The organism is Brachybacterium sp. (genome assembly GCF_036379615.1).
Taxonomy (GTDB): domain Bacteria; phylum Actinomycetota; class Actinomycetes; order Actinomycetales; family Dermabacteraceae; genus Brachybacterium.
Map to the genome: position 1 here is coordinate 113,587 of NZ_DASVGJ010000060.1, position 20,646 is coordinate 134,232.

Here is a 20,646-nt window from a genome sequence, read left to right on the forward strand (position 1 = left end):
GGCGCTGCCCGCCCTGTTCTCAGCGATCTGACCTGGCCAGTCGGGAGAAGCTCGCCATCATGTGTGCTGCGAGGTTGTGGACGATCAGGCGGCAGCCCTGGGCAGAGGCAGCGTCAGCGCCGCCGAGGGTGGAGACGATGTCGGTCCGGACCGCGCCGGCCTCCCGACCGGCCCGATGCACCGCGTCCGTCAGCTGCGCGAGCGTACGGGTCTCCGCCTCGTCGTGGGCCAGGGCGAAGGCGAGGTCCCCGGGCCCGATCATGTACCCGTCGACCCCGGGGGTGGCGAGGATCGCCGGAGCGGCGTCCACGGCGGCGGGGGACTCGAGCATCACCAGCAGGAGATGGTCCTCGGCGGCGGCGGCGTGCTCCTCGGCCGAACGGGTGCCGAACCGCCCGGCGCGCGTGTAGGTGGCGATGCCCCTCTCGCCCTGCGGGGGATAACGGGCCCAGCGCACCGCCTCCGCCGCGCCGGCCGGGTCGTCGATGTGCGGGACCACCGCACCGGCGGCGCCGAGGTCGAGAGCGCGCTGGATGACGTGGGGGTCGCGCTCACCGGGCCGGACCAGCACCGGCAGGCCGTGCACCTGTGCCAGGGCGAGGTGGTGCTTGAGCGCCGTGGCGTCGTGCGGGCCGTGCTCGAGGTCCAGCACCAGGAAGTCCAGGCCGGCCACCGCGAGCATCTCCACGGTGTCCTCCGCGGGCATCCTCAGCAGTGCTCCGTGCAGCGAGGAGGAGATGCTCACCAGCTCCCTCATGCGACCATCCCCGCGGAGAGGTCCACGTCCGCCCCCGTCATCCCAGGCATGCCGAGGATCGAGTGCACCGCGCCGGCGACCTCCTCCGGGGTGACCATGCGCCCCAGAGCGGCACGCCCGACGAAGGCCTGACGGGCCTCCTCCGGCGTGATGCCGCGGCGTCTCGCCTCGGCCCGGTAGTTGTGCTCCATGCGCTCGCTCTCCACGGGGCCGGGGGACAGTGCGTTCACGCGCACACCCCCGCGCCCCGCCTCGAAGGCGAGCGTGGAGGTCAGGCCCAGCACGGCCATCTTGGAGGCGCAGTACGGGGTGCGACCCTCGAGAGGGCGCTTGCCGGAGACGGAGGCCAGGTTGATGATGTCGCCCGCGCCGCGGCGCATCATCCCGGGGAGCAGGGCACGGCACATGAGGAACGTGCCCCGCACGTTGACGGCGAAGACCTCGTCCCACTCCTCCGGATCGATGTCGACGAGATCTGCGACGGGGCCGCCGATCCCGGCGTTGTTGACGAGGATCGAGACGTCCTCGTCCCTGAGCCGCTCGGCAAGCGCTGTGACGTCCTCCGGGGAGGAGACGTCGCAGGGGGCGGGGAGCACGGCGCCGGGGTGCACGGCGGCGAGCTCTTCGAGCGGTGCCGGCCGACGGCCGACGGCGATCACGCGAGCGCCCGAGCGCACCAGGCGCGCGGCGATCGCCCGTCCCAGCCCGGTGCCGGCGCCGGTCACCACGGCCGTCCGGTCGGCGAGGTCCTCGGTGCCTGCGTGCTCGCCCGAATCCGTGCCTGTGACCATGCCTCAGCCCTCGGCCTTCGCCGCGGTGATCCAGTCGACGGGGTCTCCGCCGTGCAGGTGGGCGCGCAGGTCCCCGGAGCGTGCATGGCCCTCGAACCGCTCGACGCGCGCGGCGCGCCCGCACAGCCGTCCGAGCTCGGCGCTGGTCCGCGGAGAGGTGACCTCCTGGTACGTGACCGTCTTGAGGTACTTCCCGACCCACAGGCCGCCGGTGTAGCGGGCGGCGCCGCGGGTGGGCAGCACATGGTTGGTGCCGATGACCTTGTCCCCGTAGGAGACGCACGTGTTCTCACCGAGGAACAGCGCACCGTAGTCGTGCAGGCGCTCCAGTGCCTGTCGCGGCTCGGCGGTCATGACCTGGACGTGCTCGGCGGCGTTCTGGTCCGCGAGATGCCACAGCTCGTCCATGTCCTCGGCGATCTCGATGCGCCCGTGGTCGCGCCAGGCCGGGCCGGCCATGTCGCGGGTGGGCATGTCCACCAGGAGCCGCTCGACGATCTCGAGCACCTCTGCGGCCTGGGCCTCGTCCGTGGTGATCAGGACGGCAGGGGAGTCGGGGCCATGCTCTGCCTGGGAGAGGAGGTCGACGGCGATGGTGAACGGGTCCGCCGTGCCGTCGGCGAGGATGAGCACCTCTGTCGGGCCGGCGAAGAGGTCGATGCCCACCTCGCCGAACAGGAGGCGCTTCGCCTCGGCGACGAAGGCGTTCCCGGGGCCCGCCAGCAGATTCACCGGCGCGATGGTCTCGGTGCCCACGGCGAGGGCGGCCACCGCCTGCACGCCGCCCAGGACGTAGATCTCGTCGGCACCGGCGCTGCGCATGGCGGCGATCGTCGCCGCCGGGATCTCGCCCATGATCGGAGGGGTCGCCGCAGCCACCCGCTCGACGCCGGCGACCTTCGCGGTCACGATCGTCATGTGCGCGGAGGCGGTGAGCGGATAACGACCTCCCGGGACGTAGGAGCCGGCGCTCCGGATCGGAACGTGCGTGTGTCCGAGGAGCACCCCGGGCTGGGTCTCGATCTCGAGGTCCGTGAGCGTCCCGCGCTGCGCCTGCGCGAACTGCCTGACGGAGGCCTGCACAGTGCCGATGTCCTCGAGCGTCTGCGCGCTCAGCGGCGCGATGATCCGCTCGATTTCCTCGTCCCCCAGGCGGAACGAGTCGGGGGACCACGAATCGAACCGCTCCGAGTACCGGCGGACCGCCTCGTCTCCGTTGCTGCGGATGTCCTCGATGATCTCCTGGACGCGACCGGAGAGCTCGCGGGCCTCCGTGCGGCCGCTCCCACCCTCACCCGTGGCGGCCTTGAGCACCTTCACCATCAGTACACTCCTCCTTTGGCATGCGCATGCATGAAGTGCGGCAAGTGTGCCCGAGGTAGGCTCGGGGCGTCAAGGGGGCGGAGGCCTCTCGTTGCGAGGAGCAGGGGTGATGATGGTCAGCAGCAAGGATGTCGCGCGCCTCGCAGGGGTCTCCCAGCCCACCGTCTCCCGGGCCCTGCGCGGAGACCCTCGCCTGACCGAGGCCACGAAGCAGAAGGTGCGCAGCGCGGCCGAGCAGCTCGGGTACTCGCCCAACGCCTTCGGTCGCGCCCTGGCGACCGGGCGCTCCACGCGCGTGGGCCTGCTCGTCACGGATCTCGACAACCACTTCTTCATCAACGTCCTCGCGGCGATCCATGACGAGCTGGGTGGGAGTGGCCACGAGATGATCCTGCTGACGGAGTCCTCCGGGGCGGACGGGATCGAGGCGCGGGTCTCCTCCTTGGGGCTCGGTGGCGTCATCCTGGCGACCACGACGACCGCCTCGCTGCTGCCGATCCGGCTCGCGGACCGATCGATCCCGTTCGTCTACTTCAACCGCGTCTCGGAGCTGGTGGCCGCGGATTCTGTGCAGGTGGATCCCGAGGTCGGCCTCGGCGAGCTCGCGGCCGCCCTGGCGGAGCTCGGGCACGAGCAGGTCGGGGCGGTGCTCGGCCCCAGCAACACGAGCACGGGCGTGGCCCGGGAGTTCGCGCTGCGGCGGGCGCTCGCCGCTCATGGCCTGACGCTCCGCGATGAGAGCACCCGTCGCGGCGACTTCTCCGTGGAGTGCGGGAACCTCCTCGCCGGGGAGCTGCTCGACGCAGAGCGGCGCCCGTCGGTGATCGTCTGCGGGAACGACGACGTCGCCCTGGGGGCCCTGAACGCCGCGGCGGCCCGGGGTCTGAGGGTGCCCGAGGACGTGTCCGTGGTGGGCTTCGATGATCTGCCGACGGCGAGCTGGCCGATCGTGCAGCTGACGACCGTCCGCTACGACCTCGAGGGGATGGCCCGGGCGGCGGCTCGGGCGATGGTGCGACGGATGGAGAGTGTGCCGGGCGCCGAGGTTGAGCTCGAAGCCGTCGTGCTTCCCAGCTCGCTGGTGCGCCGACGCAGCCTCGGCGTCGCGCCCACCCGTTCCTGACCGCGCATCGGCGAGAGTCCCCGTCCGCGCCCCTGCGCGGCACCCCGGGCGGCCCCCGTGCCCGCTCGACCGTCCGGCCGGCCCCTGCGAGATGAGCTGTCGACATGTTGACGAACCGTGTGCATACGCATACCCTCGTGACGAAGCACAGTCGCGACGAGGAGGAGCGAGTCCGTGAGTCTGGACCCGATTGCATATCAGCCGTACAGCGATCCCGATGAGTTCATCCGCGAGGTGACCGACCGGATCTGGGTCGGTCGGGACATCGACCACATCATTGAGAACTACGAAGAGGATTCGATCGTCCACGGGAGCCTGGGGACGACCGTCGGCCGCCAGGGCGTCATCGACGGCACCACGATGAGGATCGCGACCGTCCCGCAGCACGTCGGGGTCGCCGAGGACGTCATCTGGGAGCAGAGGGGAGAGGACGCCTTCCTCAGCTCGCACCTGGTCTTCTCCAGTGACGAGCACATCGTCGACGGTCGCCTGCGCCGGGTGCGCTCCCGCACCGTCGCCAACTGCCTCTATCGGCGGGGGCGGATGGTGGAGGAGTGGGTGGTCCGCGACTCGCTCGCGGACTGCCTCCAGCGGGGGATCCCTCCGGAGGAGGCCGCTGCGGAGATGCGATTCGTCGGCCACGAGGGCTCCTGGACGCAGCAGTCGCCCGCGGACCCGCTGCGCAGCGGCGAGAGCGGACCGCGGCCCAGCACCGCGAACGCCAGCTGCGCGATGGTGCTGGACATGATCGAGGAGGTGTGGAACAAGCGGCGCCTAGATCAGGTCCACGAGTACATGGTCCGGGACCTCTTCCTCCACACCGTCGGCGACTCCACCGTCCTGCGCCCCGAGGGATATCAGAAGGACCTGCTCTCGCTCATCGCCCCGTTCACCGACTGCCGGTTCTCGGTGCGGGACGTCCAGGCCCACGACCATCCGGACTACGCGGGCCTGCGGGTCGCCGTGCTCTGGCAGATGACGGGCGTCTACGCCGGCGTCCCCTCGTTCGGCCCGCTCACGAACGCGCCGGTCGATCTGATGGGCGTCTCCCAGTTCCTTATCCAGAACGGACGGATCGTTCGAGAGATCCGGGTCTATGACGAGATCGCCCTGCGCGCGCAGATCGCCGTCCACCAGGACGAGAACTCCTCGATGATCGGCACCAACATCTACTGACGCCCCACCGGCAGGCCTCCGCCGGCACGCCGCCGGTGGCCCATCGGCCGCAGCGCCGCACCCCCGCATCCGCACCTCGACACCCGCCACAGGAGCAACGCCATGACCACGACCGCCCCCTCCGGCACCGACGCCGCGAGCCGCACCATCCTCCGCACCGACTGGGTCCCCTGCAAGACGGCCTTCATCGACACCAGGACGCCGGGCTCGGACCAGAAGGACAACTACTCCTTCATCGGCCCCGGGGTCAGCCAGAACTCCGACCAGTTCGTGAACATCGCCGAACCCCACGGCTTCAACATGGGCGCCGCCGGCATGCCGCACGGTCTCGTCAACAGCCTTCACCTGCACTTCACCGCCGAGGTGTTCATCAACTTCGACGGCGACTACCTGCTGCGCTGGGGAGCCGAGGGGGAGCAGGGGACGTACCGGTCCCTGGACGGCGACATCATCTCGGTGCCGCCGTGGGTCTTCCGCGGCTTCACCAACGAGGGCTCCGGCGACGGCGTCCTGCTCACCGTCCTCGGCCAGGACCGCACCGGAGGCATCATCTGGGGGCCCAAGGTCATCGAGGAGGCAGGGAAGCACGGCCTGTACCTGTCCTCGGACAACCAGCTCGTGGACACGACACAGGGTGACTCGCTTGAGGGGGTCGAGCTCATCGAGCCGATGCCGCAGGCGGAGATCGATCGGCTCGACGTCGTGACCGAGGAGCAGTTCGCGACGCGGGTCACCAGGCCGCAGGACCGTGTCTGGCAGGAGCGGCCGTTCCTCTGCTCGGTGCTGCCGGGCGGTCGTGCCGAGCTGTCCCTCATCATCGGGTACGGCCTCACCGAGCAGGTCCGTGACGTCCCGCGCCTGCACGATCCGCACTCCTTCACCGTGGCGTGGCTGCGGGCGGCGCAGGGGGAGGGCATGCTCGAGCACACGATCGACCGTCACCAGGTGCTGGTTGCACGGACCGGGAGCTGGGAGGTCGCCTTCGAGACAGAGGAGGGCCTGCAGACTGTGGAGCTGAACCGGCTCGACGCGGTCTCGATCCCCCCGGGCGCGCGTCGTTCCCTGAAGGCCCTGGCGGCGGGCGAGGACGGCACCTCTGAGATCCTCGTCGTCGTCGAGGGCGACGGCCGAGCGCATCAGCGGTGGAGCGATGAGGTGGTCGCCGCGGCGCAGGATGCCGGTTGGGTGCTCGATCCCAACGGTTACGTCGCGCCCTCGGCGCTGCTCGCGAACTCGCCGACCCCGCGCTGAGCGCATCGTGGACGGTGACCCCGTGCTGCGCGCGGCGGCCTGCCAGCTGCGCATCGACATCGACGCGCCGACACCGTTGGAGGAGATCGAACGGACCGTCGCGGACGCGGCCGGCGCCGGAGCGCGGCTGATCGTCCTCCCCGAGCTCGCACTGAGCGGATACGTGTTCCGCTCGGGTGACGAGCTGGAGGAGCTCGCGGAGCGGCCCGACGGACGCACCGCGGCGTTCGCTGCGCGGGTCAGCGCCGAGCACGGCTGCGTCCTCGTCGCGGGGTTCCCGGAGCGGGACGGCGCCCACGTGTGCAACAGCGCCGTGATCGCCGATCGGGGCGAGGTGCGCGGGATCTACCGGAAGGTGCATCTCTGGGACGAGGAGAAGCTCCTCTTCACGCCCGGGGACGGGCCGCCCCTGGTGGTGGACACGAGCCTCGGGCGGGTGGGCGTGATGATCTGCTACGACGCGGAGTTCCCCGAATGGGTGCGACGCGCGGCCCAGGATCGGGTCGACGTCCTCGCCGTGCCGGTCAACTGGCCGCTGATGCCCAGACCGGACGGCCAGGTCGCGGTGGAGGTCGCCAAGATCAGGGCGGCGGCCGCCGCCTACCGGGTGCCGATGGTCGTCGCCGACCGCTGCGGCCGCGAGCGCGGCACCGACTGGGTGGGCGGGAGCCTGGTCGCCGACGCCGGCGGATACCTGCTGGCGGGTCCCGCGACCACTGACGGGACGGCGGCGGCGGCGACGGTCATCGCCGACATCGATCTGCGCGACGGGCGGTGCAAGGCCCTCACGCGGCAGGCGCACGTCTGGGGCGACCGGCGGCCGGCGCTCTATGGGGACGACGACCGGTGACCCGACGACGTCGCGGGAGGACGGGCTCAGCGGGGCGACCTCCGCGGCGGGGCGTGCTCGCCGGTCGCTGACGATCGGCCGGGAAACCTCCGGCAAGAGCAGGCGCCCTCCCTCCTCCGCGGACATCATGGCTGGTGAAACCCGTCGAGGAGGCCGCGTGCCGACTCCTCGACGCCTTGAGGAGGAGGAGCGAATGAGGTCGAGGACGACCCCGAGACCACCAGGCCCACGACTCGGACGGCGCACGCTGCTGACGGGGATCCCGCTGCTCGGCGCCGGAGCGCTCGCGATGGCGGGCTGTGCACCGTCGGACGCCGGCGCGGCCACCGACGTCGAGAACATCCTGACGGTCTCCCTGAACCAGACCGAGACCCACCCCAGCTATCTCGCGCTGACCTACTTCGGCGAGCAGCTCGCCGAGGCGACGGGCGGCCGCTGGGGCGCCCGCATCTACGCCAATGAGGCGCTCGGCGCCCAGCAGGAGGTCGTCCAGCTCGTCTCCGACGGCAGCGTCGACATGGCGATCATCTCCGCTCCGCAGGTCGAGAACCTCTCGATGGCGTTCCGCCCGCTGAACCTGCCCGGCGCCTTCGTGGACATCGAGCACCAGACCGCCGTGCTGCAGGACGAGTCGATCGTGGGGGAGCTGTTCTCCTCCCTCGAGGACGAGCGGCGCCTGCGCGTGCTCGGCGGATTCACCCAGGGGTCCCGCCACGTCTACACCGACCGCGGCCCGATCGAGAGCCCCGAGGACCTCGCCGGGCTGAAGGTCCGCGTCCAGGAGTCCGACGTGTTCATGGCGCTGACCCGCGCGCTCGGCGCGTCACCCACCCCGATGGCCTACGGCGAGGTGTACACCGCGCTGCAGGCCGGGGTGCTCAACGGCGCCGAGAACAACGAGGTCAGCTACGTGACCCAGCGCCACTACGAGATCGCTCCGCACTTCACCCTCACCAACCACCTGGTGGGGCTCGACTACGTGATGGCGAACGTGGACCGGATCGGGGAGATGGACGGCGCGGACCAGGAGGCCTTCTCTCAGTGCTTCACCGCCGCGCAGGAGGAGTTCGTGCGCCTGTGGGCGCAGGAGACCGAGTCCAGCACGCAGGCGATGCTCGATGCGGGGGTCGAGATCACCGAACCCGATCCTGAGGCGTTCACCCCGGCGATCGAGGAGGTGGGGCGCTCCTTCCTGGGCAGCCCTGAGGACGAGGACCTGTACGAGCGCGTGCGCGCGCTCGCTGAGGACATGGGGGTTCAGCGATGAGCGCGCCGCGCAGAAGGATCGTCCAGGGCCTGACCTGGATCAGCATCGCGCTGTTCGTGGTGCTCGTGCTGGTGGTGATGTGGCAGGTGTTCACCCGCCAAGTGCTGCAGGCCCCGAGCGCCTGGACCACCACCGTCTCCCAGTACCTGTTCATCTGGCTGGTGCTCTTCGCGGTCGCGATGGTGTTCGGAGAGCGGGGCCATGTGGCGGTGGACTTCCTCGCCCGCCTGCTGCCGCGGCCCGCGCAGCGCGGCACGGCGATGCTCGTCGAGGTCGCGATCCTCGCCTTCGCCCTCCTGGGCCTGGTCTGGGGAGGGATCCGAGGCATGTCGATCTCCTTCGACCAGGCGATCCCGGGCCTGCCGGTCACGGTCGGGCAGATGTACCTGGCCCTGCCGGTAGCGGGCGTGCTCATCGCCCTGTTCGCGCTCGAGGACCTCGTGCGCGCCGCGCGCGGCGAGGACATGCTCGGCGGCGACGACGCCCAGGCCGAGGCGGCGCTCGAGGCCGCCGGTGCGGACACGACCGACGGCACCTCCCCGACCGGCCCGACCACGCAGAAGGGAGCCTGAGCCGTGGACCCCGCAACTCTCGCAGGCATCATCCTCATCTCCGGCGTCGTCGTGCTCATCGGCATCGGCGCCCCGATCGCCGTCGCGATCGGCCTGCCCTCGATCGTGGCGCTCGCCGCGGTGGTAGGCACCGAGCAGGCGGTGTTCGTCGCCTCCCAGCGCATGTTCACGGGGGCGAGCTCCTTCACGCTGCTGGCGATCCCGTTCTTCGTGCTCGCCGGTTCGCTGATGAACACCGGCGGCATCGCCGAGCGCCTCATCGACGCCGCCAAGGTGCTCGTGGGCCGGATGCCCGGCTCCCTCGCCCAGACGAACGTCGTGGGCAACGCCCTGTTCAGCTCCGTCTCCGGGGCGGCCGTGGCCTCGGCCGCGGCGATGGGCTCCACCCTCGGCCCCCGCATGCGCAAGGAGGGCTACGACCCGGCGTTCTCCGCCGCCGTCAACGCCGCCTCCGCGCCGGCGGGCATGATGATCCCGCCGTCGAACACCCTGATCGTGTACTCACTGGTTTCCTCGACCTCGGTGGCGACGCTGTTCATGGCGGGCTACGGTCCCGGCATCGTCTGGGTGCTCGCCTGCCTGATCGTCGTCGCGCTCATCGCCCGGCGCCGGCCCGACATGTTGACGCGCGGCGAGCGCATCCCGCTGGGCCTCGCGCTGCGGACCCTGCTCAAGGCGGTGCCCGCGATCTTCATGATCGTGGTCGTGGTCGGCGGCCTGCTGGCCGGCTTCTTCACCGCGACCGAGTCCGCGGTGATCGCCGTCGCGTACTCCTTCGTGCTGGGGCTCGTCTACCGGCAGCTCACGCTGAAGAACCTGCCCTCGGTGGTCGCGGGCGCCGCCCGCACGACCGCGGTCGTGATGCTGCTGGTGGCCGTCTCCTCGGCGCTGAGCTGGGTGCTGTCCTACGCGATGATCCCGCAGTCGATCTCCACGGCGCTGCTGGGGCTCGCGGACTCCACGACGGTCATCCTGCTGCTGATGATGCTGATCCTGCTGGCCGTGGGCGCCTTCATGGACCCCACCCCGGCGATCCTCATCTTCACGCCGATCTTCCTGCCGATCGCCCTCGAGCTCGGGGTGGATCCGATCCACTTCGGCATGATGATCACCTTCAACCTGTCGCTGGGCACGATCACCCCGCCCGTGGGGAACATCCTGTTCATCAGCGCGAAGGTGGGCGGGGTGCAGGTCGAGCCCGTCATCAAGGCGATGCTGCCGTTCTTCCTCGCCCTGTTCATCGGCCTGGTGCTGGTGGTGTTCATCCCGCAGATCTCGATGTTCCTGCCCGATCTGCTGGGCATGACCGGCGAGGCGGGCTGACCCGCCGGCGCGGTCTCACGGCGCGGCCGTTCCGCGCGACCACCGATCCCCGCATCCCTCTGCGGCGCAGAGGGATGCGGGGATCGTCGTGCCCGGGGCCTGCACGATGCTCAGACGAAGGGGTTCCAGAACCGCCCGCCGTTGACCACCAGCAGCATGAGCGGGATCACCACCAGCACCACGGCGACCGCGATCAGCACCAGGTCCCGGGCCCGCAGCGACGTGCTGACCAGCCAGGTGCGCCGCCTCCCACGCCCGAAGCCACGCAGCTCCATCGCGGCCGAGACCGACTCGATGCGGTCGAAGGTTCCCAGCAGCAGCGGCATCAGCACCGAGGCGAGGTTCCGCACCCGGGTGGAGAGACCGACGCCGCGGCTGGTGTCGAGGCCGCGCGCCTGCTGCGCCTGGGAGATCGTGCGGAACTCCCGCTGCAGGTCGGGGATGTACCGCAGCGCGAGCGACACGGCGTACGCGATCCGATAGGGCACGCCGATCCGCGCCAGGGAGGAGGCGAACTCCGGGGGGCGGGTGGTGGCCACGAAGAGGAGCACCGCCGGCAGCACTGCGACGTACTTCAGGGTGACCGCGAGCTGGTAGAACAGCTGCTCGGCGGTCACATCCCACTGCCAGGGGCCATCGAGCAGCAGGTGCCGGGTGCCGAACAGCTCCGTGCCGTAGCCGGGGGCGAACAGGAAGATCCCGATGTTGTTCAGCACCATGAACACCAGGATCAGCCACAGCACCACGGCAAGATCCCGCGGGCGCACCCGCGAGAACCCCCACAGCACGAGCGAGCCCAGCGACACCGCGGCGAGGTAGCGCACGTCGAAGCCGATCATCGCGCCGAGCACCACCCCGAGGGCGAGCATCAGCTTGGAGACGCCGGCGAGGGAGTGCAGGGGGCCCGGGCGGTCGATGTAGCCGAGGACGGGAGCGGTCATGGCGCCACCTCGCGCGCGGCCCGGTCCACCGCGACGAAGCGGCGGACGAGCCGGTGGGGTTCCGTGATGCCGCAGCGCCTGGCGAGGTCGTAGAGTCCCGTCGTCACCAGGTCGGCGCGTCGGGTGAGCTCCGGATCGGTGAGCACCACGGCCGGATCGTCGTCGGCCAGCAGGTCCCCGCCGGAGAGGACCAGCACCCGATCGGTGTATTCGAGGGCGAGGTGCATGTCGTGGGTGATCAGCACGACGGTGGTGCCGGCGTCGTTGACCCGGCGCAGGAACTCCATGAACTCGGTGTAGTGGGCGTGGTCCTGCCCGGCCGTGGGCTCGTCCAGGAGCAGCACCTCCGGCTCCAGGGCGAGGATCGCGGCGATGCTGACGCGCTTCTTCTGGCCGTGGCTGAGCGCCGAGAGCGGCCAGGTGCGGAACGGACGCAGCCCGCAGACCTCGAGCACGGCGGTCGTGCGCCGTGCGATCTCCTCCGCGTCGAGACCGCGGGTGCGCATCCCGAGCGCGATCTCGTCGGCCACCCGGGGCTGGGAGATCGACTGCCCGGGCTCCTGCAGCACGAAGCCCACCCGACGGCCGCGCTCGGCGAGGCTCCAGGAGGCGGCATCGGCCCCTCCGATCAGCACCTGACCGTCGGTCGTCCTCTCGAACCCGCAGATCACACGGGCGAGGGTCGACTTCCCGGCGCCGTTGGAGCCGAGCACCCCGATCATCTCGCCTCGCGCGATGCGGGCGTCGACACGGGACAGGGCGAGGGTGCTGCGTCCGGGGCCGACGGAGATCTCGCTGCGGACGCCGCGGAGCTCGAGCGCCGCCTCCGCAGCGTCCGGGCCCGCTTCTGCAGCATCCGTCCCCGCCGCCTCGGGCGCGTCGTCGACCGCCGCGTCCAGGACCCAGGCACGGACGGCGGCGATCTGCTGCGGGGTGAGGTGGATGTCGCTGCTGCGGGAGGGGCGCTGGCCGGCATGGGCCGGGACCCCGGCGTGGCGCAGGGCCGCGACGTGCAGCGGCGGGCGGATGCCGTGCTGCTCGAGCAGGCCGGAGGCGATGACCTCGTCCGGGGAGGCGTCGGCGATGATGCGTCCGCGGTCCATGAGCACGATGCGGTCCACGTCCCGGTGCAGGACGTCCTCGAGGCGGTGCTCGACGATCAGCACAGTGGTGCCGTGGTCCCGGTGCAGTGCGTCCACGAGCTCGACGGCGGCGCGACCGGTTGCCGGGTCGAGGTTCGCCAGCGGCTCGTCCAGCAGCAGCACCTCGACCTCGTCGACCAGCACGCCCGCGATCGCGACGCGCTGCTTCTGCCCGCCCGAGAGATCGTGCGGGGAGGACTCCAGACGGTCCTCGATGCCGGCGAGTCGTGCGGCGCTCTCGATCCGGGCGGGCATCTCCTCCCGGGGGACCTGCCGGTTCTCGAGGCTGAAGGCGATGTCCTCGACCACCGAGAGGCCCACGAACTGGCTGCTGCTGTCCTGCAGCACCGTGCCGACCACGCCCGAGGTCTCCACCAGCGGGATGCGAGCGGGGTCCTTCCCCTGCACGCGCACGGTGCCCGTGGCGGTGCCGCGGTGATGGTGCGGGATCAGTCCGTTCAGGGCGCGCAGCAGCGTGGACTTCCCGGAGCCGGAGGCGCCGACGACGGCGACCTTCTCCCCGCGCCGCACCACCAGGTCGATGTCGTGCAGGGTCGGGGCGGACTGCGCCCGGTACTGGAACGAGTACGCGGACAGCTCGATCAGCGGTTCCCCGGCAGGGCCGCGAGCATCCGGCATCGTCACTGGTCGTGGCTCAGCGACCCGGTCCTGGTGCGGGTGCGGGCGTAGAGGGAGAGGATCAGCAGGCCCAGCACCACGGCGGTCACCGAGTTCGACACGAAGGCGAGGGCGCCCTGGGTCCACACCTTGTTCGCCGGCTCCGAGTAGATCAGCACGTCGCCCAGCGGGGCGATCACCAGCCAGGCCACCAGGTTCGCGAGGACCACGGCCCCCGAGAACCGCAGCGCCGATCCCCGGCCGAACTCTCCGTCTGCCAGAGCATTGCGCAGCAGGAGCACCCCGACGAGCAGCCCGAAGACCCCGGAGGCCAGCTCCCAGCTGAGCCAGATCCCGTAGCCGGTGGCGTCGATGAGCAGATGGCCGATGAACCCGGCCAGCGCACCGACCAGCGGTCCGTAGAGCACGGCGAACACGGCGAGGATCGCGTACTGGATGCTGATCGAGGTGTTCGGGATCGGGGTCGGGATCGCGACGAAGCGTCCGAGCACGAAGAAGAGCGCGGCGCCGATGCCGATGGCGACCACCTGGGTCACGGGAGAGGTGCGGGTCATGACGGGTCCTTGTCGAGAGGTGGGGGAGGGTCAGCGCACGGGGTCGAGGGTCACGTGCCAGGACGCGCCGGTGCCGAGGGAGAAGGCGCGAGCGTAGTGACCACGATTGATCGCGATCGCCATCCTGTCCAGCGAGTTCACGTACAGCAGCGACTCGCCGATCTCGACGGAGGCGAAGCTGTGGGCATAGGTCACCTGCGCGGCGTGCACGACCGTGTCGTGGTGATGGACCCGCACCCTCACCCGGTCACCCGGGGCGACGGCGAGCTCGCGGAACAGCTCGCGAGGGATGGAGGTCCACAGGGAGCCGTAGCGCACGTCGAGGGTGTCGATGATCCCGCGGATCGAGCCGTCGCGCAGTGTCGGTGCGGTGATCGGCAGGCGCACCAGCTCACCGAGGTCCACGGTGCGGCCGACGTCCTCGAAAGAGGTCGCTGCGGAGGCCAGACGAGCGCCGGTGAAGGCGTAGATGTCCCGGCCGTGGAAGGTGTAGGACTCCTCGGAGCCGGGGCGGCGGTTGCGGGTCTCGTCGATCTCCCGCAGCTCGGTGATGCCGAAGATGTCCTCGAGGTGGGTGAGGGTGCCGTTGTCGGGGGTGACCACGTAGTGCCCGGTCGCGGTGCGGGCCACGACCGACAGCCGGTCCGAGCCCACCCCGGGGTCGACCACGGAGACGAACACGGTGCCCTCGGGCCAGTAGGTGAGCACCTGGGCGAGCCGGTAGGAGCCCTCCCAGATGTCATAGGGCGGGATGTTGTGGGTGACGTCGTGGATCCGCAGGGTGGGGTCGACGCCGACGGCCACGCCGTACATGGCGCTGACGGCGCCGTCGTCGAGGCCGAAATCTGACTGCAGGACGAGGGAGCTCATGGGGGAAGTATGGGTTCTCCGGCCACGGCCTGCACAGCTGTGAGACGCCATGAGACGCCGCCGAGCTCGGCGAGCCCTGTGCTCAGACCAGGAAGATCGGGATCAGCCCGGGGTTGTGCGCGTGGACGATCGCGAGGAAGACCACCACGTCGAACAGCAGGTGCACGATCAGCACGTACAGCAGGGACCCGGTGCGGGTGAAGAGCCAGCCCTGCAGCAGTGCGAACGGAGCGGTGAGCAGGGGCCCCCATTCCTGGTAGCCGAGCTCCCACAGGAAGGACACGAAGATGGTCGCCTGCAGGAGGTTGGCCGTCCAGAGCCCGAAGTGGCGGCGCAGCAGCGCGAAGCAGGTGCAGATGAAGAACAGCTCGTCCCACGTGCCCACGAAGTTCACGCCCACGAAGAAGCGACCCAGCGCCCCGGCGTCGGTGATGTGGGGCCAGTTCTCGTAGGCGCCCGAGGTGATGAAGTAGTAGGGCAGCAGCAGCCAGCCCAGCACCGGGACGGCGATGAGATATCCCCACTGCCAGCGGTTCCACGGCTGCCCGGAGAGCCACGGGAAGCGGATCGCCCGGCGTCGCAGGAGCAGGCGGTCCACCAGCAGCGGCAGGGTGACGGCGAGGATCAGCACGGTGCCGATGGTGAAGAACCGGTCCCAGTCCACGTCCGCCTTCACCGAGGTGACCGAGACGACGGCGATGCCGAGGCCGATCAGGGACAGGTCCTTGCCCAGCTCCCGCGAGACCAGGAACGCGCCGAGCAGGCTGAGCGCGAGCAGGCCGTGCCCCCAGCCGGCGAGCTGGAGCCCGAACAGCAGGAAGGCAGAGAGGGACACACCGAGGGCTGGCAGCAGACCGATCCGCGGGGTGGGCTGCGGAGCGGACGGCGCGGAGGACTGCGGCGGGGTCGATGCGGTCGGTTCAGCGGCGGGAGGGGGCGGCGTCGCCATGGGCACAGCATGCCATCCCGGCCGGCCGGTCGTGCGCACTCACATGTCGTTCGCGGCGATCACCAGCTCGGCGGTGTCCTCGCAGAGCACCGCGGGCGAGGACCTCATCGTCAGCGCACCGCCGCTCCGTCCAGCCCCCAGGCCTCGGCCAGCAGCTCGAGTCCGCGCAGCCGGTCCGCGGGATCGAAGTAGTAGGCGGTGAGGATGAGCTCGTCGGCCTCGGTGGCGGCGACGATCTCCTCGAGCTGGCGCACCACGGTGGCGGGGGAGCCGACGGCCCTGATCGACAGAGTCTAATCGACCTGGGAGAGCAGGTGCGGGTCGGCGACCTCCTCGATCGGGCGCGGCGGCTGGATCTTCTGTCGCTGACCGGTGACGACCCCCAGGAACATCTGCTGGAGCGTGGTGAACTGGCGCTGCGCCTCCTCGTCGGTCTCCGAGATCACCAGGTTCACGCCGACCATGGTGCGGGGTGCGGAGATCTGCGCCGAGGGGGCGCCGGCGTCGAAGTTGTCCCGGTAGGTGTGCAGGGCGTGCAGGTACTGGAAGGGCGCGAAGTGCGAGGCGACGGAGAACGGCATGCCCAGCTGGGCGGCCAGCCGTGCCCCGTTGGCGGTCGAGCCGAGGATCCACATCGGCACCTCGGTGCCGCGGGCGACGTCCGCCGTGATCGGCATCCCGCCGCTGGTCTCCTCGCGGGACCAGTCGCGCATCTGCTCGACCGCGGCGATGAACGCCGACGGCTCCGCGGAGGTGCGGGCCAGCAGCTGCGCGGTGAGCTGGTCGGTGCCCGGTGCGCGCCCCAGGCCCAGGTCGATCCGGTCGCCGTGGAACTGGACCAGGGTGCCGAACTGCTCGATGACGGAGAGCGGGGAGTGGTTGGGCAGCATGATGCCGCCGGAGCCGACGCGGATCCGCTCGGTGAGCGAGGCGGCGCGATCGATCAGCAGCGCCGTCGCGCTCGAGGCGAGGCTGTTCGTGTTGTGGTGCTCGGCGTACCAGAGCCGCTCATAGCCGAGGCGATCCGCGGCGCGGGCCCCCTCCATCGACGCGGCGATGGCCTCCCGCGTGGTCATGCCCTCCGAGATGGGGACGAGATCGAGCAGGGACAGCGGCACGTGAGGAGCGTTCATGCGTCTCAGGCTATCCAGGGACCGGTCGCAGCGGACGGCTCGAGGATGAGACCTTGTCGTCCTCGTCCCGGGGAAGGTCTCCGGGCTCTCCCGCGTTGATCACAGCATGAGGCTCTCCCTGCTCGACCGCTCCCGCACGCGCCATGGGCAGGCGGAGACCGCCGCTCTCACCCACTCCGTGGAGCGGGCCGTCGAGGTCGAAGCCCTGGGCTACGAGCGATTCTGGGTGGCCGAGCACCATACGGTGCCCGGCATCGCCAGCGGCTCCCCGGCGGTGCTGCTCGCCGCGATCGGGGTCCGCACCGCCCGGATCCGTCTCGGCTCCGGCGGCATCATGCTCCCCAACCATCGTCCGCTCGTGGTCGCCGAGCAGTTCCGGATGCTGGCGGCGCTGCATCCGGACCGCATCGACCTGGGGCTGGGCCGCTCGCTGGGCTTCACCGAACCGGTGCGGGCCGCTCTGGGCCGACTCGAGGCGGATCCGGCGTCCTTCGCCCGTGAGATCGCGGAGGTGCGCGGCTACCTCGAGAACTCGGCTCCGCTCACCGCCCGGCCCGCCGACGCCGGTGAGGTGCCGCTGTTCGTGCTCGCGACCGGCAGCGGGATCGACACCGCCGCCGAGCTGGGCCTGCCGGTGGTGCTCGGTGGCCAGTTCCTGGACTCCCCGGAGCTGCCGGAGCGGCTCGACGCCTATCGTCGAGCGTTCCGCCCGCATCGGGGCAGCGCCCCGCAGGTCATCGTCTCCGTGGACGCCCTGGTCGCGGACACCGACGCCGAGGCCCGGGAGCTCGCGCTGCCGGAGGTCTGGGCGATGGTGCGCTCGCGCACGACGGGGGAGTTCGGACCGCTCGAGCCGGTGGAGCGGATCCGCGCCGCGGAGATCAGCGAGCGGGAAGGCCGACGGCTCGAGCGCGGCCTCGCCGCGACCGTGGCGGGCTCGGCCTCCACGGTGCGCCTCCGGATCGAGCAGCTGCTCGAACGCACCGGTGCTGAGGAGATCCTCGCGACCGGCGCGACCTACGACCGCCGGGCGCTCGCCGCCTCGGATCGCGAGCTCGGACGACTGCTGCTGGGGTGAGCTGCGGTGACGCCGACGGTCTGCGCCGCCGTCCGCTCAGCCGACCTCCACCCCGAGGCTGAGCAGGATGTTCCCCAGCACCATGAGGGCGAGCACCACCAGAGCGCCGACCGGCACGGCACGCAGGCGCAGCGGCTCATGGGGCACCTCGGCGACGCTGCGCGCGAAGAGGTGGGACATCGGCGCGAACACCAGGAGCGCCCTCCCCGCCGCCAGGACCGCGATCTGGGCCGTGGCCGGGATGTCGGCCGGACTGATCGCGAGATACAGGACGCTCAGCAGCACCGAGATGATCATCCCGCAGAGCCAGGGGAACAGCGTCATGGCGTTGCGAGGTCGTGCCTCCGCCCCGGCATGGCGCGCCATGTGCGGGGCGAAGGCGCGCGCATTGAGGAACATCCCGCCCACGCCGGCCGCGAGGGCCACGAACTGGAGCGCGAAGGGGGGCCCGAGCAGCTGGGCCGCCATCCCCGTGTCCCCAGCGCCGAACGGGGTCAGGCACAGGTACATGATCCCCTCCTGCACCGAGACGAAGGCGAACCACAGCCACACCAGATGCAGGAGGTCACCGCGCGTGCGCAGCGGGGTCCACAGCTGCATGGCCATGCCCGTGACCAGGCTGAAGGCGGGGCCGGCGAGGAGCATCACCACCTGGTCCGCGTCAGAGGGCGAGTCCAGAGGGGTCACGCCGAAGGAGTACAGGCGATGCGCACGGAGTCCCGCCGACTCCCCGCGGCCTGCTCCTACAGGGCGCGGCCCGGGTTCATCAGCCCGTGCGGGTCGAAGGCCGCCTTCACCCGGCGTTGGAGCTCCCGCGAGACGGGGGAGAGCTCGAGGTCCAGCCATCGCTGCTTCGCGGTCCCGATGCCGTGCTCCCCGCTGATGGTGCCGCCGAGGTCGAGCGCCGCACGCACGACCTCGTCGGCGGCTGCGAGGATCTGTGCCGGCAGCGTGCCGGAGGGGTCCTCGGGGACGCCGGGCAGCGAGAGGGAGGGGTGCAGGTTGCCGTCCCCCGCGTGGGCGACGGCCGAGGTGGCCACGCCGTGGCGTCGGCCGATCTCCTCGATCCGGTCGACCATCTCCGCCAGGCGGGACTTCGGCACCGCCACGTCCTCGCCGAGCCGGGCCCGACCTCCGCCCGCGGCGCGGCTGGAGCGACGCAGCTCCCACAGGTGCGCCGCCTCCGCCTCGTCGTCGACGACCCGCACGTCGGCCCCCACCTCCCGGAGCGCGCGGGTGAGATCCGCGGCCTGCTCCTCGATGCCGTACCCGTCGAGCTCGATGAGCAGCACTGCGCCGGTGGAGCTCGGCACGCCGAGCTCCGGGTCCGCACCGAGGGAGGAGCCGTTGTGGGCGTCGATGTCCGTGACCGCGCCGACGTCCAGCAGCTCGGTCGCCGCCGGGCGCACCGGGGAGCGCGAGATCGCGTTCACTCCGCCGGTGGCCTGGGCGGTGGTGGTGAAGCGGGCCAGCACCGTGCGGCGCGCGACCGGCAGCGGCCGGATCCGCACGGTGGCGGCGACGATCACGGCGAGCGTGCCCTCGGAGCCGATCAGCAGCTGGGTGAGGTCGAGCCCGGTGACGCCCTTGAGGGAGCGGTGGCCGGTGCGCAGCAGTGTCCCGTCGGCCAGCACGACCTCGAGGCCGAGCACCGACTCCCGGGTCACGCCGTACTTCGCGCAGTGCAGGCCGCCGGCGTTGGTGGCGATGGTGCCCCCGATCGTCGAGATCGCGGCGCTCGCCGGGTCCGGGGCGTAGAAGAAGCCCTGCGGGGACAGGGCTGCGGAGATGTCGGCGGTGATCACTCCGGCCTCGACCACGGCCACCTCGTCGAGCACGTCGATCTCGCGGATCGCGCTCAGCCGCTCCAGGCCCAGCACGATCCCGCCGTCGATCGCCACCGCGCCGCCGGAGAGCCCGGAACCGGCGCCGCGCGGCACCACCGGCACGACCGCCTCGTGCGCGATCCGCATCGCGGCCTGCACGCCCTCGACGTCGTGGGGGAGCACCAGCACGAATCGCGTTCCCGCGGCGCCGGGGTCGGCCTGGTCGCCTCGGTAGTGCGGCCCGGGCGCCACCACCACCGCGTCCTCGCCGAGCGCCTCGCGCAGTCGGGCGGCAAGGGGTTCGAGGTCGCCGTCGGACGGGTCGGTGCCGGTCATGGGGTGCTCCTCGGAGAGGTGGTGCGCGTTCCGCGGGGGCGAGCCGTCCCCGCGATGTCAGATCCCTGCAGCCTCAGAACCCCGCGGGGCCGAATCCCTGTGCGCTCGCCTGCTGCGCGCCGTACTGCGCGTGCGCGGCGCCGTGCTGCGCGTACTGCCGCTGCACGCGGTCGTTGTGGCCGGAGGCGGCCAGGCAGGACCAGATCATGCTCGCGATCCAGATCGGGAGCCCCACCAGCGGAGCCAGCACCACCAGGAGCGCGCCCAGGCCGAAGGTCGCCAGCGAGATCAGCCCGACGAACACGCCGGCTATCACCGAGACCACGGCGGTGATGCCCAGCATGACCAGGGCTCCGGTGACGGTCGAGTAGAGCATGCCCAGAGGGCCGAAGAGGAACGTGAGCAGGAAGGCCAGCCCCACGCTCTTCCGGGGTGGGGGCGGCAGCGGTGCCGGCGCGGCCGCACGCCACGGGTCGTGGGGTGCGGTGCGGAGCTGGACCTCGGCGGGGCGGTGCGGGGGTGCCGTGCCCGGCCCGGCCAGCGGGTCGTAGCTGCGTCCCCCGGGGGCGACCATCCCGGTCCCGACGAGCTCTCCGGGAATCGTGTGCCCGTCGTCCCTCGCCGTCGTCCCGCTGTCGTGCGGCCAGTGAACCATCGTTCCCCCAGAGCGTTCGTGGTCGATCTGCTCATCGTAGGCAGTGTGCAGACCATCGTGCACGGACCTGTGGACGGTCACCGCGGTGGG

The 20,646-nt window shown here is 71.2% G+C and carries 19 protein-coding genes and 1 pseudogene; 8 read left to right on the forward strand and 12 right to left on the reverse strand.

Annotated elements, in window-relative coordinates:
- Positions 1-19: 19 nt before the first annotated feature.
- The 3 genes from VF289_RS11935 to hisD are packed head-to-tail and all read right to left on the reverse strand — an operon-like array spanning position 20 to position 2,871.
- Complete coding sequence (locus VF289_RS11935; RefSeq protein WP_330884109.1) at positions 20-745, reverse strand: HpcH/HpaI aldolase family protein; 726 nt, start codon at positions 743-745, stop codon at positions 20-22.
- An 8-nt stretch (positions 746-753) separates the two neighbouring features.
- Entirely contained in the window at positions 754-1,548 is a 795-nt protein-coding gene (locus VF289_RS11940) for an SDR family oxidoreductase (protein ID WP_330884110.1), read from the reverse strand.
- 3 nt (positions 1,549-1,551) lie between these two features.
- Positions 1,552-2,871 carry a histidinol dehydrogenase gene (gene hisD / locus VF289_RS11945; RefSeq protein ID WP_330884111.1) on the reverse strand — a complete coding sequence of 440 codons (1,320 nt, stop codon included), beginning with the start codon at positions 2,869-2,871 and terminating at the stop codon, positions 1,552-1,554.
- Positions 2,872-2,980: 109 nt separating this feature from the next.
- Between hisD and VF289_RS11950 the strand changes: the two genes are divergently transcribed.
- The 7 genes from VF289_RS11950 to VF289_RS11980 all read left to right on the forward strand — a co-directional run bounded on the left by VF289_RS11950 (position 2,981) and on the right by VF289_RS11980 (position 10,433).
- Entirely contained in the window at positions 2,981-3,994 is a 1,014-nt protein-coding gene (locus VF289_RS11950; RefSeq protein ID WP_330884112.1) for a LacI family DNA-binding transcriptional regulator, read from the forward strand.
- 174 nt (positions 3,995-4,168) lie between these two features.
- Entirely contained in the window at positions 4,169-5,170 is a 1,002-nt protein-coding gene (locus tag VF289_RS11955; protein ID WP_330884113.1) for an ester cyclase, read from the forward strand.
- Positions 5,171-5,272: 102 nt separating this feature from the next.
- Entirely contained in the window at positions 5,273-6,421 is a 1,149-nt protein-coding gene (locus tag VF289_RS11960) for a hypothetical protein (RefSeq protein WP_330884114.1), read from the forward strand.
- 7 nt (positions 6,422-6,428) lie between these two features.
- Positions 6,429-7,271, forward strand: a complete 843-nt coding sequence (locus tag VF289_RS11965) for a nitrilase-related carbon-nitrogen hydrolase (protein ID WP_330884115.1) — start codon at positions 6,429-6,431, stop codon at positions 7,269-7,271.
- Positions 7,272-7,464: 193 nt separating this feature from the next.
- Positions 7,465-8,538, forward strand: coding sequence for a TRAP transporter substrate-binding protein (locus VF289_RS11970; protein WP_330884116.1), 1,074 nt, complete (start codon positions 7,465-7,467; stop codon positions 8,536-8,538).
- Positions 8,535-9,110 carry a TRAP transporter small permease gene (locus tag VF289_RS11975; protein WP_330884117.1) on the forward strand — a complete coding sequence of 192 codons (576 nt, stop codon included), beginning with the start codon at positions 8,535-8,537 and terminating at the stop codon, positions 9,108-9,110. The genes VF289_RS11970 and VF289_RS11975 overlap by 4 nt, the downstream gene beginning before the upstream one ends.
- A gap of 3 nt (positions 9,111-9,113) precedes the next feature.
- Entirely contained in the window at positions 9,114-10,433 is a 1,320-nt protein-coding gene (locus VF289_RS11980; protein WP_330884118.1) for a TRAP transporter large permease, read from the forward strand.
- Positions 10,434-10,543: 110 nt separating this feature from the next.
- Here VF289_RS11980 and VF289_RS11985 read toward each other — a convergent pair whose 3' ends face one another.
- The 6 genes and pseudogenes from VF289_RS11985 to VF289_RS12010 form a co-directional block, all read right to left on the reverse strand.
- Positions 10,544-11,374, reverse strand: coding sequence for an energy-coupling factor transporter transmembrane component T (locus VF289_RS11985; RefSeq protein WP_330884119.1), 831 nt, complete (start codon positions 11,372-11,374; stop codon positions 10,544-10,546).
- Positions 11,371-13,155, reverse strand: a complete 1,785-nt coding sequence (locus tag VF289_RS11990; RefSeq protein ID WP_330884120.1) for a DUF3744 domain-containing protein — start codon at positions 13,153-13,155, stop codon at positions 11,371-11,373. Before VF289_RS11990 ends, VF289_RS11985 begins: the two co-directional genes overlap by 4 nt.
- A 2-nt stretch (positions 13,156-13,157) precedes the next feature.
- Entirely contained in the window at positions 13,158-13,709 is a 552-nt protein-coding gene (locus tag VF289_RS11995; RefSeq protein WP_330884121.1) for an ECF-type riboflavin transporter substrate-binding protein, read from the reverse strand.
- Between the two features lie 30 nt (positions 13,710-13,739).
- The gene (locus tag VF289_RS12000) at positions 13,740-14,579 is read right to left on the reverse strand and encodes an S-adenosyl-l-methionine hydroxide adenosyltransferase family protein (RefSeq protein ID WP_330884122.1); all 840 of its coding nucleotides are present in this window, start codon (positions 14,577-14,579) and stop codon (positions 13,740-13,742) included.
- An 82-nt stretch (positions 14,580-14,661) separates the two neighbouring features.
- On the reverse strand, positions 14,662-15,528 hold the full coding sequence (locus VF289_RS12005) for a CPBP family intramembrane glutamic endopeptidase (RefSeq protein ID WP_330884123.1): 867 nt from the start codon (positions 15,526-15,528) through the stop codon (positions 14,662-14,664).
- Positions 15,529-15,638: 110 nt separating this feature from the next.
- Positions 15,639-16,661: pseudogene (locus VF289_RS12010) on the reverse strand (LLM class flavin-dependent oxidoreductase).
- A gap of 106 nt (positions 16,662-16,767) precedes the next feature.
- On the opposite strand from VF289_RS12010, the gene VF289_RS12015 reads away from it, so the two are divergent.
- Complete coding sequence (locus VF289_RS12015; protein ID WP_330884124.1) at positions 16,768-17,739, forward strand: MsnO8 family LLM class oxidoreductase; 972 nt, start codon at positions 16,768-16,770, stop codon at positions 17,737-17,739.
- Positions 17,740-17,775: 36 nt separating this feature from the next.
- Here the strand turns inward: VF289_RS12015 and VF289_RS12020 are convergent, their stop codons facing one another.
- The 3 genes from VF289_RS12020 to VF289_RS12030 all read right to left on the reverse strand — a co-directional run bounded on the left by VF289_RS12020 (position 17,776) and on the right by VF289_RS12030 (position 20,637).
- On the reverse strand, positions 17,776-18,426 hold the full coding sequence (locus VF289_RS12020) for a hypothetical protein (RefSeq protein WP_330884125.1): 651 nt from the start codon (positions 18,424-18,426) through the stop codon (positions 17,776-17,778).
- A 56-nt stretch (positions 18,427-18,482) separates the two neighbouring features.
- Entirely contained in the window at positions 18,483-19,901 is a 1,419-nt protein-coding gene (locus VF289_RS12025) for an FAD-binding oxidoreductase (RefSeq protein ID WP_330884126.1), read from the reverse strand.
- 73 nt (positions 19,902-19,974) lie between these two features.
- The gene (locus tag VF289_RS12030) at positions 19,975-20,637 is read right to left on the reverse strand and encodes a hypothetical protein (protein ID WP_330884127.1); all 663 of its coding nucleotides are present in this window, start codon (positions 20,635-20,637) and stop codon (positions 19,975-19,977) included.
- Between the last annotated feature and the right edge of the window lie 9 nt (positions 20,638-20,646).